Origin of the sequence: Kitasatospora sp. NPDC056783 (assembly GCF_042789895.1) — a bacterium.
Lineage (GTDB): Bacteria > Actinomycetota > Actinomycetes > Streptomycetales > Streptomycetaceae > Kitasatospora.
Window position 1 is genome coordinate 3,412 of the sequence record NZ_JBHUAF010000027.1, and the last position, 14,850, is coordinate 18,261.

The following is a 14,850-nucleotide window of genomic DNA, read 5'->3' on the forward strand; positions in this document are numbered from 1 at the left end:
ATGACCCAGGAGCGCGCGGTGAGGTCCTTGGGCAGCACCGGGACGCCGCTCGCCAGGTTCACCTGGGTGCCGGCCTGCCCCAGCCGCTCGCCGCCCCGCGACGTCGCCACCCCGCGACGTCCCCCTCACGCACCCGCCCCACGCACCCGCCCTCAAGGAGCAAGCGATGACGACGCCTGCCGGACCCCTGGTCTTCGTGCAGTTCTACCTCGACTGCCTCTCCCACGCCTCGTACCTCGTCGGTGACCGCACCACCGGCCGGGCCGTCGTGGTCGACCCCCAGCGCGACGTCCAGGAGTACACGGCCACCGCCGAGCGGCACGGTCTGACCATCGAGCGGGTCATCGAGACCCACATCCACGCGGACTTCCTCTCCGGCCACCTGGAGCTGGCCGAGCGCACCGGCGCCCGGATCTCCTACGGCTCCGCCGGCGTGCTCGACTTCGACACCGACCCGCTGGAGGACGGTGAGCACCTCGGCCTCGGCGAGGTCGACCTGGAGATCCTGCACACGCCGGGCCACACCCCGGAGTCGATCTGCGTCGTCGTGCGCGAACACGCCGGTGACGCCGTCCCGTTCGGCGTGCTCACCGGCGACACGCTGTTCATCGGCGACGTCGGCCGCCCCGACCTGCTCAGCTCGCGCGGCCGCTCCGCCGAGGAGATGGCCCGCCTGCTCTACCGTTCGACCCGCGCCCTGCTGACGCTGCCCGACGAGACCCGGGTCTACCCGGCGCACGGAGCGGGCTCGGCCTGCGGCAAGAACCTCTCCAGCGAGCTGAGCTGCACGATCGGCAACCAGCGCCGCGGCAACTACGCGCTGGCCGAGATGGCCGAGGACGAGTTCGTCACCGTGGTGACGGCCGGACAGCCCGCCGTGCCCGCCTACTTCGCGTTCACCTCGGCGCGCAACCGCCAGGCCCGTCCGGTGCTGGACGAGGACACGCCCGTCCCGGCGCTCACCCCGGAGGCCTTCCTGGAGGCCCGGGCGGGCGGTGCCACCGTGCTGGACACCCGGGACCCGGAGTCCTTCGCCGCCGCCCACCTGCACGGCGCGGTCAACATCCCGCTCGGCGGGCGGTTCGCCGAACTCGCCGGCCAGGTGCTCGACGCCCAGGAGGCCACCGTCCTGTGCGGCGGCCCCAAGGACGCCGTCGAGGCCCGCAACCGACTGGCCCGGATCGGCTTCGACCGGGTCCTGGGCGCCCTGGACGCCCCGGTGGAGGCGGTCGACGCCGCGCACCTGACCGCCGCCGGGCGAGTGGACGCCGACCGGCTCGACGAGCGACTCGCCTCGGCCGAGCCGGGCTTCGAGCTGCTGGACGTCCGTCTTCCGGGAGAGGTGAGGGAGTTGGGCACCCTCCCCGGCGCCCGGCTCATACCGCTGCCCGAACTCCTCGCCCGCCTGGGTGAGTTGCCGACCGATCGGCCGCTGACCGTGATCTGCGCGGGCGGCAACCGCTCCTCGGTGGCCGCGTCGGTGCTGCGGGCCCGCGGCTTCGAGGCCGTCGACCTGCGCGGCGGCTTCGCCGCCTGGAACGGTGAGGTCGTCCAGCCCGCCGACCAGGGCCCGGACGGCGTCACGGCGTGAGCGTCCTGATCGCCGCTCTGCTCTGCGGAGCCGCGGTCGGCGTGGCCCTCGGCGCGCTGGGCGGGGGCGGGGGAGTGCTGGCCGTTCCGGCCCTGGTGTACCTGCTGGGCCTGCCGACCGCCGAGGCCGGGACGACCAGCCTGGTCATCGTCACCGTCACCTCCGCCACCGCGCTCGCCCGCCACACCGGCACCGGCACCGTCCGGTGGCGGACCGGCGCCCTGTTCGCCGCGGCCGGGGTGCTCCCCGCCATCGGCGGGTCCGTGCTCGCCCACCGCGTCCCGCAGTCGGTGCTGACCTGCGCGTTCGCCGCGCTGGCGGCGCTGGCCGCCGCGGTGATGCTGCGCGGCACCCGGTCCTCGCGGCCGGCTCGGGCCGAGGAGGCCGTCGGGGAGCCGCCCGGAGAGGCGCCCGGGGAGGCCGCCGGGGAGGCGCCCGGGAAGGTGCCCGGCCGGGGCGGGCCGCTGGGCACCGTCGCCGCCGGAGCGGGCCTGGGGGCGGTGACCGGGCTGCTGGGGGTCGGCGGAGGCTTCCTCGCGGTGCCCGCGCTGGTGTCGGTGCTCCGGCTGCCGATGCGCACGGCCGTCGGCACCAGCCTGGTGGTCATCGTGATCAACTCGGTGGTCTCCCTCGCCACCCGGTTCACCGTCTCGGGCGTCTCCCTCGACCCGGCGGTCTTCCTGCCGTTCGTGGGAGCCGCCGTCCTCGGCGCCTGGGACGGCAAGCGGCTGGCGGGCAAGCTGTCCGGCGCGGCCCTGCAACGGACCTTCGCGGTGCTGCTGCTCGCGGTGGCCGCCTTCATGCTGATCGGCGTCCTCCTCTGAAGGACGCCGCCGGCGCCGAGGCCACCACCCGTCGGACGCCCGCCGGACCGGGCGGGCGTCCGATTTTGCCCCGGCCCCCCGGACGTACCACCATTCATCAGGTGTCCCGCACCACCCACCCGACCCCTGACCCCCAGGACGGCGCCGTGACCTCCGAGCCGGGCCGCAGGCCCCTCACCCGATCCTCGGGCAGCCCGCTCTGGGCGCAGCTGCGCGCCGACCTGCTGCGCCGGCTCGACGAGGGGGAGTTCCGCGACGTCTTCCCCGGCGAGTTCGACCTCGTCGCCGAGTACCAGGTCAGCCGGCACACCGTCCGCGAGGCCCTGCGCAAGCTGCGCGAGGAGGGCCTTGTCACCGCCCAGCGCGGCAGGGTCTCGCGGTTCACCGCGAGCCGCCCGCTGGAGCAGGACGTGGGTGAGGCGTACAGCCTGTTCCGCGCGGTCGAGGAGGTCGGCGCCGTCCAGCGCAGCGTGGTGCGCGCGCTCGACCGGCGCGCCGACGGCGTCATCGCCGCCCGGCTGGGCCTGGAGGAGTCCACCCCGCTGGTCTACCTGGAGCGCGTCCGGCTGGCGGACGAGGAACCGCTGGCGGTGGACCGGATCTGGCTGCCCGCGGACGTGGCCGGCCCGCTGCTGGACGTCGACTTCACCCACACCTCGCTCTACGACGAGCTGGAACGCCACTGCGGCAGCCGGATCGGCGGCGGCTGGGAGCGGATCCGCGCCGTGGTCCCCGGCCGGGGCGAGCGCATCCTGCTGGACTGCCCCGAGACCACCGCGCTGCTGGCGATCGACCGGCTGGGCCACGACACGGAGGGCCGTCCGGTCGAGTGGCGGCAGACGCTCGTGCGGGCGGACCGCTTCGCCGTCGCCGCCGCGTTCACCGCCCACGACTACCGGCTGGGCGCCCCCGTCCAGACGCCCTGACACCGGGCCCGCCGCCCGTGGGCGCGCCGCGCCCCGCCGGACGGGTGGGCGTCCGGCGGGGCGACGGGCGGGGGAGTGCGTCGGCTACTCGGAGAGCTGGATGAGGCGCACCGGGCACAGCGAGGCGGTCTGGCGGACCACCGCGTGCAGTTCCGCGGGCGGCTCCTCGTCGAGCAGGGTCACGATGCCGTCCTCGTCCTGGTCGAAGACGTCGGGGGCGAGCATGACGCACTGGCCGGCCGATACGCACCGGTCGGGGTCGATGCTGACGCGCATGATGGTGGTTCCTCGCTCTGTGGGGTGGACTCCGGGCGGCCGGGGCCTGTCCGGCGGGACAGACCCCCGACGGTCACCAGGTGACGGGCAGTTCGTGGACGCCGTAGACCAGCGCCTCGTCCTTGAACCTGAGCTCGGACATCGGGACGGCCAGCTTGAGGCCGGGGATGCGCCGGAACAGGGTGCCGTAGACGATCTCCAGCTCGATCCGGGCGAGGTTCTGCCCGATGCACTGGTGGATGCCGTAGCCGAACGCGAGGTGGCTGCGGGCCTCCTCGCGGCGGATGTCCAGGGTGTCCGGTTCGGGGAAGACGCTCTCGTCGTGGTTGGCGGAGTTGTTGAGCGACAGGATGCCCTCGCCCGCCTTGATGACGGTGCCGTCGATCTCGATGTCCTCCAGCGCGACCCGGGCGGTGCCGGAGTCGGAGATGCTGAAGAAGCGCAGCAGCTCCTCCACCGCGCCGGGCAGCAGCTCCGGGTCCGCCTTGACGGCGTCGAGCTGCTCGGGGTGCTCCAGCAGGCCGAGCACGCCGAGCGAGATCATGTTGGCGGTGGTCTCGTGGCCGCCGACGAGCATCAGCCGGGCCATGGTGACGATGTCGGTGTGGTCGGCGATCGGCTCTTCGCGGTTCTTCTCGATGAACCGGCTGATCAGGTCGTCGCCGGGCTCGGCCGTCTTGGCGGAGACCAGCTTGTCCAGGTACATGTCCAGGCCCATGACCGCGGCGCCGTACTCCTCCGGGCTGATGTCGTGGTTCATCATCAGCGCCGACCACTCCTCGAACTGCGGGTGGTCCTCGTACGGCACACCGAGCAGCTCGCAGATCACCAGCGAGGGCACCGCCAGCGAGAGCGCCGACACCAGGTCGACCGGCCCGCCGGCCGCGAGCATCGCGTCGATCCGGTTGTCCACGATCTCCTGGATCCGGGGGCGCAGCGCGCGCATCCGCCGGGCGGTGAACTCGGGGATCAGGTAGCGGCGCTGGGAGGTGTGCTCCGGCGGGTCCATCGAGAGCAGCATGAGGCGGACCTCACGCAGCATCTCCTCGGGGATGTGGAACTGGTGCGGGTAGCCGGGCAGCTTCAGGTTGGAGCTCACCCGGGAGTCGCCGAGCACGCTCTTGACGTGCTCGTGCGTGGTCACCAGCCAGGCGGGCTTGCCGGTGACCTTGAGGACCGCCTGGGAGAGCGGCTCGGTCTCGCGGAGCTTGGCGTACTGCTCCGGCGGGCTGAACGGACAGGCGCGGGTCATCGGGAAGCCCGGCAGGTCGGCGGCCGGGCGGTCCTGCGTGGTCATGGTGCCCTCTCGGAGTCGGGTTCGAGACTGGTCGGGTCGATCCGGGCGGGTCACCAGGTGACGGGCAGTTCGTACATGCCGTACACGATGGCGTCGTCCTTGAACTTGAGCTCCGCCATCGGGACCTCCAGCTTGAGGCCGGGGATGCGCCGGAACAGGGTCTCGTAGACGATCTCCAGCTCGATCCGGGCGAGGTTCTGGCCGATGCACTGGTGGATGCCGAACCCGAAGGCGAGGTGGCTGCGGGCCTCGCGCCGGATGTCGAGGGTGTCGGCGTCGGGGAAGACGCTCTCGTCGTGGTTGGCGGAGTTGTTGAGCGGCAGGATGCCCTCGCCGGCCTTGATCACCACGCCCTCGACCTCGATGTCCTCCAGCGCGACCCGGGCGGTGCCGGCGTCGGAGATGCTGAAGAAGCGCAGCAGCTCCTCGACGGCCTGGGGCAGCAGGCCGGCGTCGGCCTTGACCGCGTCCAGCTGCTCGGGGTGCTCCAGCAGGGCCAGGGTGCCCAGCGCGATCATGTTGGCGGTGGTCTCGTGGCCGGTGACCAGCATGAGCCGGGCCATGCTCACGATGTCGGAGTGCTCGACCGAGGGCTCGGCACGGTTGGCCGCGATCAGCCGGCTGATCATGTCGTCGCCCGGCGTGGTCTCCTTGATGGTGACCAACTGGTCGACGTACTGGTCGAGTTCGTAGTGGGCCAGGCCGCGCTCCGCGTCGCTGATGTCCTGGTTCATGATCTGGCCGGCCCAGTGCTCGAAGCGCGGGTGGTCCTCGTAGGGGACGCCGAGCAGCTCGCAGATCACCAGCGAGGGCACCGGCAGGGCGAGTGCGGCCACCAGGTCCTGCGGGCCGCCCTTGGCCAGCATCGTGTCGATCTGGGCGTCCACGATCTGCTGGATCCGCGGCCGCAGCGCGCGCATCTGGCGCAGGGTGAACTCCGGGGCCAGCAGGCGGCGCTGAACGGTGTGCTCGGGCTGGTCCATGGAGAGGAAGGTGAGCGGGACGGCCTGGAGCATCTCCTCGGGCACCGGCACCTGGAGCGGGTAGCCGGGCAGCTTGAGGTTGGCGCTCACCCGGGAGTCGCCGAGCACCTTCTTCAGGCCCTCGTAGGTGCTGACCAGCCAGGTGGGCTTGCCGTTGACCTTGAGGACCGCGCGGGCGACCGGCTCATTCTCGCGGAGCTCGGCGTACTGCGCCGGCGGGGTGAAGGGGCAGGAACGCGGCATCGGGAAGGCCGGCGGCTGGGTGGCCGTACGGTCCTGGTCGGCAGTCTGGGTCATGGTGCCCTCTCGAACTGACTCGAACGAACTCATTCGAACGCTGCTCGCACGTTAGGCGGCGCCATCACCGCGCCACACCCCCTGCCGCCCCCTACCGGTGTGGCCTGCGCCGCCGCCCGTTCACCCCTACCCGACCCGGGGTCCGACCTAGGGGCCGCTAGGGGTCCAGTCGGGCCGTCGCCGCGCGTTAGCGTCGGGGCCGGATCACGATTCCGTTCGCCCCGAACACGTCTGTCGACAAAGGTGGTTACCGTGCCCCTGGAGCCCAGCGCTAAGGGAACCGTCCCGTTCGGGGAGTACCGGACCTGGTACCGGGTCACCGGCGATCCCACCGCGGACAAGCCCGCCGTCGTGGTGGTGCACGGCGGCCCCGGCAGCACCCACGACTACCTCCTTCAGCTGACCGAGCTCGCCGAGCGCGGCTGGCCGGTGGTGCACTACGACCAGATCGGCAACGGTGGTTCGACCCACCTGCCCAACAAGGGCCCCGACTTCTGGAAGGTCGACCTCTTCGCCGCCGAACTGTCCAACCTGCTGGAGCAGTTGGGCATCGCCGACAACTACGTGCTGTTCGGCCAGTCCTGGGGCGGCCTGCTCGCCGCCAAGCACGCGATGACCCGGCCGGCCGGACTGCGCGGCCTGGTGGTGGCCAACTCGCCCGCCTCCTACCCGCTGTGGCTCAGCGAGATGGCCGTGCTGCGCGCCCAGCTGCCGCCGGACGTGCAGGAGACCCTGCTGCGCCACGAGGCCGCGGAGACCTTCGAGTCGCCCGAGTACCTGGCCGCCATGCGGGTCTTCTACGACCGTCACGTGTGCCGGATCCTGCCCTGGCCGAGGGACTTCCTCTCCTCCTTCATGGAGATCTACAACGACCCGACCGTGTACTACACGATGAACGGGCCCAACGAGTTCCATGTGATCGGAACCCTCAAGGACTGGTCGATCATCGACGAACTGGACCTGATCCGGACGCCGACGCTGCTGATCAGCGGCAAGTACGACGAGGCCACCCCGGTGACGATGCAGCCCTACTTCGACCGCATCCCCACCGTGCGCTGGGAGGTCTTCGAGAACTCCAGCCACTGCCCGCACCTGGAGGAGTCGGAGCGCTTCACCGAGGTGATGACCGGCTTCCTGGACGAACTGGCCGAGCAGCCGGCCGAGCTGGTGCGCCCGGCGGGGGAGGCCCGGTCGTGACGAAGCGGACCGCGATGGTCTTCCCCGGCATGGGCCCGGCCTCCTTCGGCGACGTCGGCCGCTTCATGGTGGCCAACCGCTTCGCCCGGGAGCTGGTCTCGGTCGCCGACGAGGTCCTCGGCTACTCCCTGGTCGACGCCTTCCGCGAGGCCGACGGCGACTACTCCGAGGCCGCCCAGGTGGCCTTCCTGGTCAACTGCCTGGCCAGCGCCGAATGGGCGCGGGCCGTCCTCGGCGTCGAGGCCGAGGCCGTCCTCGGCGCCAGCTTCGGCGAGAAGGCGGCGGTGGCCTTCTCCCAGGCGCTCCCGGTCGCCGAGGCCGTGCGGATGACCGCCGAACTCGCCCGCCGCATGGACGGGTACTTCGCCCGGGAGCACACCGACGTCGTGGTGCTCTCCTTCGTCCGCACGCCCGAGGAGAAGCTGAGCGAGATCCTCGCGGAGCTGGACGAGCAGGGCGAGTGGCACGACATCTCCTGCTACATCGACGAGGGCTTCTACATGCTCTCGCTGCGCGAGTCCCGGGTGGAGTGGACGCAGCAGCGGCTGCGCGCCATCGGCGGGATGCCGCTCTACACCATGCGGCCGCCGCTGCACTCGGGCGCCTTCGGCGGGCTGCGGGAGGAGATCGAGCGGGAGGTGCTGCCCACCTTCGGCTTCACCGACCCGAAGCTGCCGGTGGTGGCCGACCAGGACGGCACGCTGCTGACCACGGCCGAGCAGGTGCGCACCATGCTGCTGGACAGCGTCACGCGTCCGCTGCGCTGGCCGGACGCGCTGGCCGGGCTCAAGGGCTTCGGCATCGAGCGGGTCTGCGTCGCCGGCCCGGACAGCCTGTTCGGCCGGGTCTCGTGCACCACCGGGAACTTCGAGGTCCTGCCGGCCAACCCGCGGCTGGCGATGACCCCCAGGCGCCGGCCCGCCGCCCGCTGAGCGCCGGAGCGCGCCGGCGCCACCTGAGCACACCCGACGAACAACGACACTGATGGAGTCACCATGTGGGACGAGAAGTTCGAAGAGACCCTGCGCGGCTTCCTGCCCTTCCTCCCCCCGGGCGAGCGGCTGACGGACGACACCCCGCTGCGTGAGCTGGGCCTGGACTCGCTCGGCACCGTCGAACTGCTGGGCCGGCTGGAGGCCGCCTACGACATCCGCTTCCTGGACGACGCGCTGACCCTGGAGACCTTCGAGACCCCCGCCGTGCTCTGGAAGACCGTCGAGAGCCTGCTGCCCGGCGTCCAGGCCTGACGGGACGAAGACACGAAAGGCCACCACGATGGATGACACCGTGGACCTCGCGCTGGCCGGGCGCTTCCTGCGCGGACTCGCCAAGTCGGCGGACCGCCCGGCGGTGCGGGCGGGCGGGACCAGCCTGACCTACCAGGAGCTGCACGAGCGCGCGCTGCTGCTGGCCGGGTCGCTGCTGGCCCGCCTGCCGTCGCGGCCTGCGGCGATCGGCGTGCTGGCGGGCAAGGGCCCCTCGGCGTACGCGTCGATCCTGGCCGGCCTCTACACCGGGATCACCATGGTCCCGCTCCAGCCGGCCTTCCCGGCCGCCCGCACCCGGCAGATGATCGAGGCGAGCGGAGTCGGGGCGATCATCGCCGACGACGACGCGCTGCCGGCGCTGACCGGGCTGTGGGAGGAGGGCGTCGACGTACCGGTGCTGTTCGCCCCGGGCGGCCAGCCGCAGCCGGCCGTGGTGCCGGCGGAGGGCAGCGCGCTGTCCGAGCCGGTGCCGGTGCGTGGCGAGGACACCGCGTACGTCCTGTTCACCTCGGGCTCGACCGGCCGCCCCAAGGGCGTCCCGGTCACCCACGCCAACACCCACCACTACTTCGGGCTGCTCGACGAGCGGTACGACTTCGGTCCCGAGGACGTGTTCTCGCAGAACTTCGACCTCAACTTCGACTGCGCGATGTTCGACCTGTTCTGCGCCTGGGGCGCCGGCGGCACGCTGGTCGTCGCCCCGCCGCAGGCCTACCGGGACATGCCGCGGTTCATCGCCGACAACGGCCTGACCGTCTGGTTCTCCACCCCCAGCGCGATCGCGCTGGTGCGGCGGATGGGCGGCCTCGGGCCCGCCACCATGCCCTCGCTGCGCTGGAGCTTCTTCGCCGGAGAGGCGCTGAGCTGCCAGGACGCGGGCGACTGGCTGGCGGCGGCGCCGGACTCGACGCTGGAGAACCTGTACGGGCCGACCGAGCTGACCATCACCGTCGCCGTCCACCGCTGGGCGGGCGAGGACGCGCTCAACGGCATGGTGCCGATCGGCTCGGTGCACGGCGGACACCGCCACCTGCTGCTCGGCGCCGACGGCGAGGAGCGCGAGGACGAGGGCGAACTGTGCATTGCCGGGCCGCAGTCGACCGCCGGATACCTTGACTCCGGCGACGACGCGGGCCGCTTCTTCGACCGCGACGGCCTGCGCTTCTACCGCACCGGGGACCGGGTGCGCCGGGCGGAGGGCGGCGAACTGCTGTACCTCGGCCGGGGTGACGCCCAGGTCCAGGTGCTCGGCGTCCGGGTGGAACTGGCCGAGGTGGACGCCGCGGTGCGCGAGTGCCCCGGCGTGCAGGACGCCGTCACCGTCGCGGTGCCCGTCCAGGGCTCGGTGGAACTGGCGGTCTTCTACACCGGCGAGGTCGTGGCGCCGGCCCGACTCGCCCGCGAACTGCGCAGGACGCTGCCGGTGGCGATCGTCCCCAAGCGCTACCGGCACCTGGCCGAGTTCCCGCTGAACTCGAACCGGAAGATCGACCGCAAGCAGCTCGCACTCCAGGCCGCGACGACATCCGAGTGAGGCTCACAATGGAGAGGACGGACACACGCCGTGAGTGGTGACGCGATACCGCAGGCCGAGCCGGCCGTGCTGGTGCACGGGGTGCTCGACGAGGCGACGGCGGACGCCGCCCCCGGTGCCGTCGCGGTCAGCGACCGGGACGGCCGGTGGACCTACCGGGAGCTCGTCGAGCACAGCCACGCGGTCGACGCCTGGCTGGAGTCGCTCGGGGTCCGCCCCGGCGACCGGGTGCTGGTCCAACTGCCCAGCAACCGGGCACTGGTGGCGCTGTTCTACGGCACGGCCCGGCGCGGCGCGGTCCTGGTGCCGCTGAACCCGGGCATGAAGGACTACCACCTGCGCTCGGTGCTCGGCAACGCCGAACCCCGGCTGGTGATCGTCGCCGACGCCGCGGTGGAGCGGATCGCCGCCCTCACCCCGGTCGAGGTGCTGGGCTTCGACGAGGCGTGGCCCGAGGTGACGGCGCTGCGCGAGAGCGGCGCCCGGGGCCCGGCCCAGGAGGTCGACGCCGACGCGGTCGCCGTCCTGGTCTACACCTCGGGGAGCACCGCCGCCCCCAAGGGCGTGATCTGCCCGCACCGCCAGATGGTCTTCGCCTCCCGGGCGATCAACGAGGAACTCGGCTACCGCCCCGACGACGTGGTGTTCTGCCGCTTCCCCATCTCCTGGGACTACGGGCTCTACAAGATCCTGCTCGCCGCGCTCGGCCGCTCGGAGCTGGTCCTGGCCGACACCGACTCGGACCTGGTGCTGCTGCGGCGCATCCGCGAGAGCGGCGCGACCGTGGTGCCGATCGTGCCCTCGCTGGCGGCGATGATCTGCTCCCTCGCCGAGCGCGACCCGGGCGGCGAGTCGAAGGTCCGGATGTTCACCAACACCGGTGCCGCGCTGCCCAAGACCACCGTGGACGCGCTGCGCACGGCCTTCCCCGGCGCCGAGGTGATCCGCCAGTTCGGCCAGACCGAGTGCAAGCGGATCTCGGTGCTGCCGCCCGAGTTCGAGGACAGCAAGCCCACCTCGGTGGGCCGCCCGCTGCCGGGCACCAGGGTGCTGATCCTCGACGAGGACGGCACCGAGGTGCCCACCGGCGCGGCCGGCGAGATCGTCGTCGAGGGCCCGCACGTGATGCCCGGCTACTGGCGGGCGCCCGAGCTCACCGCCAAGGCCTTCCGCGCCGACCCGGTCAGCGGGCGACGACGCCTGCACACCGGCGACTTCGGCAGCGTGGACGAGGACGGCTTCCTCTACTACGAGGGCCGCCGGGACGACATGTTCAAGCGCAAGGGCGTGCGGATGAGCACGATCGAGATCGAGGCCGCCGCGATGGACATCCCCGGTGTCCAGGCCGCCGCGACGCTGCCGCCGACCGAGGGCCGCGACCTCGCGGTCTGCGTGGTGGGCGACCTGGCGCCGCACACCGTGCTGCGGGAGCTGTCACTGCGCCTGGAGCCGGCCAAGGTGCCGGGCCTGTGCCGGGTGGTCGAGGAGCTGCCGCTCACGCTGCACGGCAAGCACGACCGCCGGAAACTCGCCGAACTCTTCGAAGGGGCCACCCCGTGACTGGCTACGCCGAGCTCGCCAAGCGCTTCGGAACTCCGTCGTACGTCTACGACCTGGACCGGATCGCGGCCGCCCGACGCGACCTGTTCGCCGCGCTGCCCGAAGGGGTCGAGCTCTTCTACGCGGCGAAGGCGAACCCGCACCCCGAGCTGCTGCGCGAGATGCGCGCCGGCGAGGGCCGGCGCTGCCGGGCGGAGATCAGCTCCACCGGTGAGCTCGCCGCGGTCCTGAGCGCGGGCTTCGAGGGCGCCGAGATCCTCTACACCGGCCCCGGAAAGACCGAGGAGGAGCTGACCGAGGCGCTGGGCGCCGGGGTGCGGCTCTTCTCCGTCGAGTCGCTGGGCGACCTGCGCAACGTCGGCGCGGTCGCCAGTCGGCTCGGCGTGGTCGCCACCTGCCTGCTGCGGGTCAACAGCGCCAGCGCCAGCGCCACGTCGAGCATCCGGATGACCGGGGTGCCCTCCCAGTTCGGCTTCGACAGCGAGACGCTGCCGGAGCTGCGCGAGCAGCTCTTCGACGTGCCGGGCACCGACGTGGCGGGCGCGCACTTCTTCCCGCTCAGCAACGCCAAGGACGAGGACAGTCTGATCGGGGAGTTCCGGCACACCATCGAGGTGGCCGCCCGGGTGCAGGAGGAGCTGGGCACTCGCTTCCGCTTCGTCGACATCGGCGGCGGCTTCTCGGTGCCGTACGCGGTCCGCGGCGAGCGGCCGGTGTACGGCAACCTGCGGGAGGCGATGGCGGGTGCGCTCGACGAGTGGTTCCCCGGCTGGCGCACCGGCGAGGTGAAGTTCGCCGTCGAGTCCGGGCGCTACCTGATCGGCGACAGCGGCACCCTGATGGTCGGCGTGGTCAACCTCAAGGAGAGCCGCGGGCGACGCTTCGTGATCCTGGACGGCGGGATCAACACCTTCGGCGGCATGTCGGGGCTGGGCCGGATCATGCCGGTCTCGGTGCGCCTGGAGGACGACGGGATCCCGCTGGAGCAGATCGCCAGCCTGGTCGGCCCGCTCTGCACCCCGGGCGACGTGCTCGGCCGGGACATCGAGCTGCCCGCGCTGGCCCCCGGGGACGTGGTGAGCATCCCCAACGCCGGCGCCTACGGCCCGACGGCCAGCCTGCTGATGTTCCTCGGCCGCCCGGCGCCGACCGAGATCGTGGTCCGCGGCGAGGAACTGGTCTCGGTGTCGCGGATCGAGCACGTCCGCTCCTACCAGCTCGGCCGGGAGCTGTGATGTCGCTGCCCACCGAGCAGAGCGGGTCCGCCGCGCCGAACCCGCCCGCGGTGGCCGCGCGCAACGCGCCCGCCGTGGTCAGGCGGGACGCGACGGTGATCGTCGCGGGCGGCACCTCCGACTCGCACACCTGGAACCTGGTCTTCCTCCAACTGCTGCTGGAGGAGCTGGGGTTCGACGTGGTCAACCTGGGCCCGTGCGTGCCCACCGACCTGCTGGTGAGCGAGAGCCTGGCCCGGCGCCCGGCGCTGCTGGTGGTCAGCAGCGTCAACGGGCACGGCTACCAGGACGGCATCCGGATGATCGGCAAGGTGCGCGAGCGCGCCGAGCTGAGCGCCGTCCCGGCCGTGATCGGCGGCAAGCTCGGCATCGCCGGCGCCCAGAGCGCCGAGCAGCTGGCCGAGCTGGTCGCGGCCGGCTACGACGCGGTCTTCGACGACGGGGCGGAGGGCATCGCCTCCTTCCGGCGGCTGCTCGACTCGCTCCCGCAGCGGGTGCTGACGTGAGCGGGGGCGAGGTCGGCGGGCTCCACGGCTCCGGCGAGGTCATCCGGGCCGACGGCTTCGGCGCGTTCGTCCGCCGGGCGCACCGGGCGGGCGACCTCGTGGTGCAGCCCCGGATGGGGATGAGCGACCCGGAGCTGATGCGGGCCGGACTGCTGGCCACCAAGGGTGCCGCCGGCCGTACGGTCGGCACCGTCACCCTGGACAGCTACACCCGGGTGAACGACCTGGAGTCCGCCGAACTCGCCCTGCTGGAAGGCGTATCGCTCAACGGCTACCCGATCGTCAGCCATGACCTGGAGACCACCCGGCGGGTGCTGGACGGCATCCACGGCCCGGACTTCCCGGTGCAGGTCCGGCACGGCTCGGCCGCGCCGCTGGACATCTTCCGCTCGCTGATGCGGGTCGGGCTGGACGCCTCGGAGGGCGGGCCGGTCTCCTACTGCCTCCCGTACGGGCGCATCCCGCTGCGCGAGTCGGTGGAGAACTGGTCGCGCTCCTGCGACCTCTTCGCCCGGCTGCGCGAGATCGGGCGGGACCCGCACCTGGAGACCTTCGGCGGCTGCATGCTCGGCCAACTCTGCCCGCCCAGCCAGCTGGTGGCGATCAGCGCGCTCGAAGCGCTGTTCTTCCACCAGCACGGGCTGCGCTCGATCTCGGCCAGCTACGCCCAGCAGACGCACCAACAGCAGGACGTGGAGGCCGTGTTCGCGCTGCGCCGGCTCTGCGCCGAGCTGCTGCCGGACACCGACTGGCACGTCGTCATCTACGCGTACATGGGGGTCTACCCCACCACGCCGCACGGGGCGCTCGCCCTGCTCGGCGACGCGGCCGAGCTGGCCGCCGCGACCGGCTCGGAGCGGCTGATCGTGAAGACCGTCGCCGAGTCCGTCCGGATCCCGACGGTGGCGGAGAACGTCGGCGCGCTGGAGCACGCGGCCGCCCGCGCGGCCCGCACCCGGCGGATCGCCGACGACGGCGGCGACTCGCAGACCTACGCGGAGGCCGCGGCGCTGGTCTCCGCGGTGCTGAACCTGGACCCGGACGTCGGCCGGGCGATGCTGCTGGCCTTCCAGCGCGGGTACCTGGACATCCCCTACTGCCTGCACCCCGACAACCAGGGGCGCACCCGCAGCTACCTGGACGCGGAGGGGCGGCTGCGCTGGGCGGACATCGGCCGGCTGCCGCTGGCCGGGGTGGTGGAGGCCGGCGAGTCCCGCACCGTGACGTCCGGCGAACTGCTGGGGTCGCTGTCCTACATCCGCTGGAAGTTCGACGACGAAGCGATTGCCGCCGGGCGGGGCCACGCGCTCTCCGGCGGTGCCGTCTGAGCCGGCCCGGACTCCGGGAACGGCGCGG

General features: G+C 72.5%; 14 protein-coding genes. 11 read left to right on the forward strand and 3 right to left on the reverse strand.

Features of this window, described 5'->3' with window-relative positions; genetic code table 11:
- The first annotated feature begins 166 nt into the window (after nt 1–166).
- From ACFRMQ_RS06935 to ACFRMQ_RS06945, 3 genes are all read left to right on the forward strand, one after another.
- Nucleotides 167–1,591, forward strand: coding sequence for a rhodanese-like domain-containing protein (locus ACFRMQ_RS06935; protein ID WP_380727765.1), 1,425 nt, complete (start codon nt 167–169; stop codon nt 1,589–1,591).
- Nucleotides 1,588–2,415: a sulfite exporter TauE/SafE family protein gene (locus ACFRMQ_RS06940; RefSeq protein ID WP_380727767.1), complete on the forward strand. Its 828-nt coding sequence runs from the start codon at nt 1,588–1,590 to the stop codon at nt 2,413–2,415. The genes ACFRMQ_RS06935 and ACFRMQ_RS06940 overlap by 4 nt, the downstream gene beginning before the upstream one ends.
- A gap of 101 nt (nt 2,416–2,516) precedes the next feature.
- Nucleotides 2,517–3,341, forward strand: coding sequence for a GntR family transcriptional regulator (locus ACFRMQ_RS06945; protein WP_380727769.1), 825 nt, complete (start codon nt 2,517–2,519; stop codon nt 3,339–3,341).
- Nucleotides 3,342–3,425: 84 nt separating this feature from the next.
- Here ACFRMQ_RS06945 and ACFRMQ_RS06950 read toward each other — a convergent pair whose 3' ends face one another.
- From ACFRMQ_RS06950 to ACFRMQ_RS06960, 3 genes are all read right to left on the reverse strand, one after another.
- The gene (locus ACFRMQ_RS06950; protein ID WP_380700614.1) at nt 3,426–3,617 is read right to left on the reverse strand and encodes a ferredoxin; all 192 of its coding nucleotides are present in this window, start codon (nt 3,615–3,617) and stop codon (nt 3,426–3,428) included.
- A gap of 73 nt (nt 3,618–3,690) precedes the next feature.
- A complete protein-coding gene (locus ACFRMQ_RS06955; protein ID WP_380727771.1) occupies nt 3,691–4,914 on the reverse strand; it encodes a cytochrome P450 in 1,224 nt (407 codons plus the stop codon).
- Nucleotides 4,915–4,964: 50 nt separating this feature from the next.
- Entirely contained in the window at nt 4,965–6,194 is a 1,230-nt protein-coding gene (locus ACFRMQ_RS06960; protein WP_380727773.1) for a cytochrome P450, read from the reverse strand.
- A gap of 252 nt (nt 6,195–6,446) precedes the next feature.
- Between ACFRMQ_RS06960 and ACFRMQ_RS06965 the strand changes: the two genes are divergently transcribed.
- The 8 genes from ACFRMQ_RS06965 (at nt 6,447) to ACFRMQ_RS07000 (ending at nt 14,822) form a co-directional block, all read left to right on the forward strand.
- Nucleotides 6,447–7,391 (forward strand): proline iminopeptidase-family hydrolase, encoded by a 945-nt coding sequence (locus tag ACFRMQ_RS06965; protein WP_380727775.1) that lies wholly within the window; start codon nt 6,447–6,449, stop codon nt 7,389–7,391.
- A gap of 14 nt (nt 7,392–7,405) precedes the next feature.
- Nucleotides 7,406–8,323, forward strand: coding sequence for an ACP S-malonyltransferase (locus ACFRMQ_RS06970; RefSeq protein ID WP_380727795.1), 918 nt, complete (start codon nt 7,406–7,408; stop codon nt 8,321–8,323).
- Nucleotides 8,324–8,386: 63 nt separating this feature from the next.
- The gene (locus tag ACFRMQ_RS06975; RefSeq protein ID WP_380727777.1) at nt 8,387–8,638 is read left to right on the forward strand and encodes a phosphopantetheine-binding protein; all 252 of its coding nucleotides are present in this window, start codon (nt 8,387–8,389) and stop codon (nt 8,636–8,638) included.
- A gap of 28 nt (nt 8,639–8,666) precedes the next feature.
- Complete coding sequence (locus ACFRMQ_RS06980) at nt 8,667–10,193, forward strand: AMP-binding protein (protein ID WP_380727779.1); 1,527 nt, start codon at nt 8,667–8,669, stop codon at nt 10,191–10,193.
- 30 nt (nt 10,194–10,223) lie between these two features.
- Nucleotides 10,224–11,753: an AMP-binding protein gene (locus tag ACFRMQ_RS06985; protein WP_380727782.1), complete on the forward strand. Its 1,530-nt coding sequence runs from the start codon at nt 10,224–10,226 to the stop codon at nt 11,751–11,753.
- Complete coding sequence (locus tag ACFRMQ_RS06990; protein ID WP_380727784.1) at nt 11,750–12,988, forward strand: type III PLP-dependent enzyme; 1,239 nt, start codon at nt 11,750–11,752, stop codon at nt 12,986–12,988. Before ACFRMQ_RS06985 ends, ACFRMQ_RS06990 begins: the two co-directional genes overlap by 4 nt.
- Nucleotides 12,988–13,494: a cobalamin B12-binding domain-containing protein gene (locus tag ACFRMQ_RS06995; protein WP_380727786.1), complete on the forward strand. Its 507-nt coding sequence runs from the start codon at nt 12,988–12,990 to the stop codon at nt 13,492–13,494. The genes ACFRMQ_RS06990 and ACFRMQ_RS06995 overlap by 1 nt, the downstream gene beginning before the upstream one ends.
- Nucleotides 13,491–14,822 carry a methylaspartate mutase gene (locus ACFRMQ_RS07000; RefSeq protein WP_380727788.1) on the forward strand — a complete coding sequence of 444 codons (1,332 nt, stop codon included), beginning with the start codon at nt 13,491–13,493 and terminating at the stop codon, nt 14,820–14,822. Before ACFRMQ_RS06995 ends, ACFRMQ_RS07000 begins: the two co-directional genes overlap by 4 nt.
- Nucleotides 14,823–14,850 lie beyond the last annotated feature (28 nt).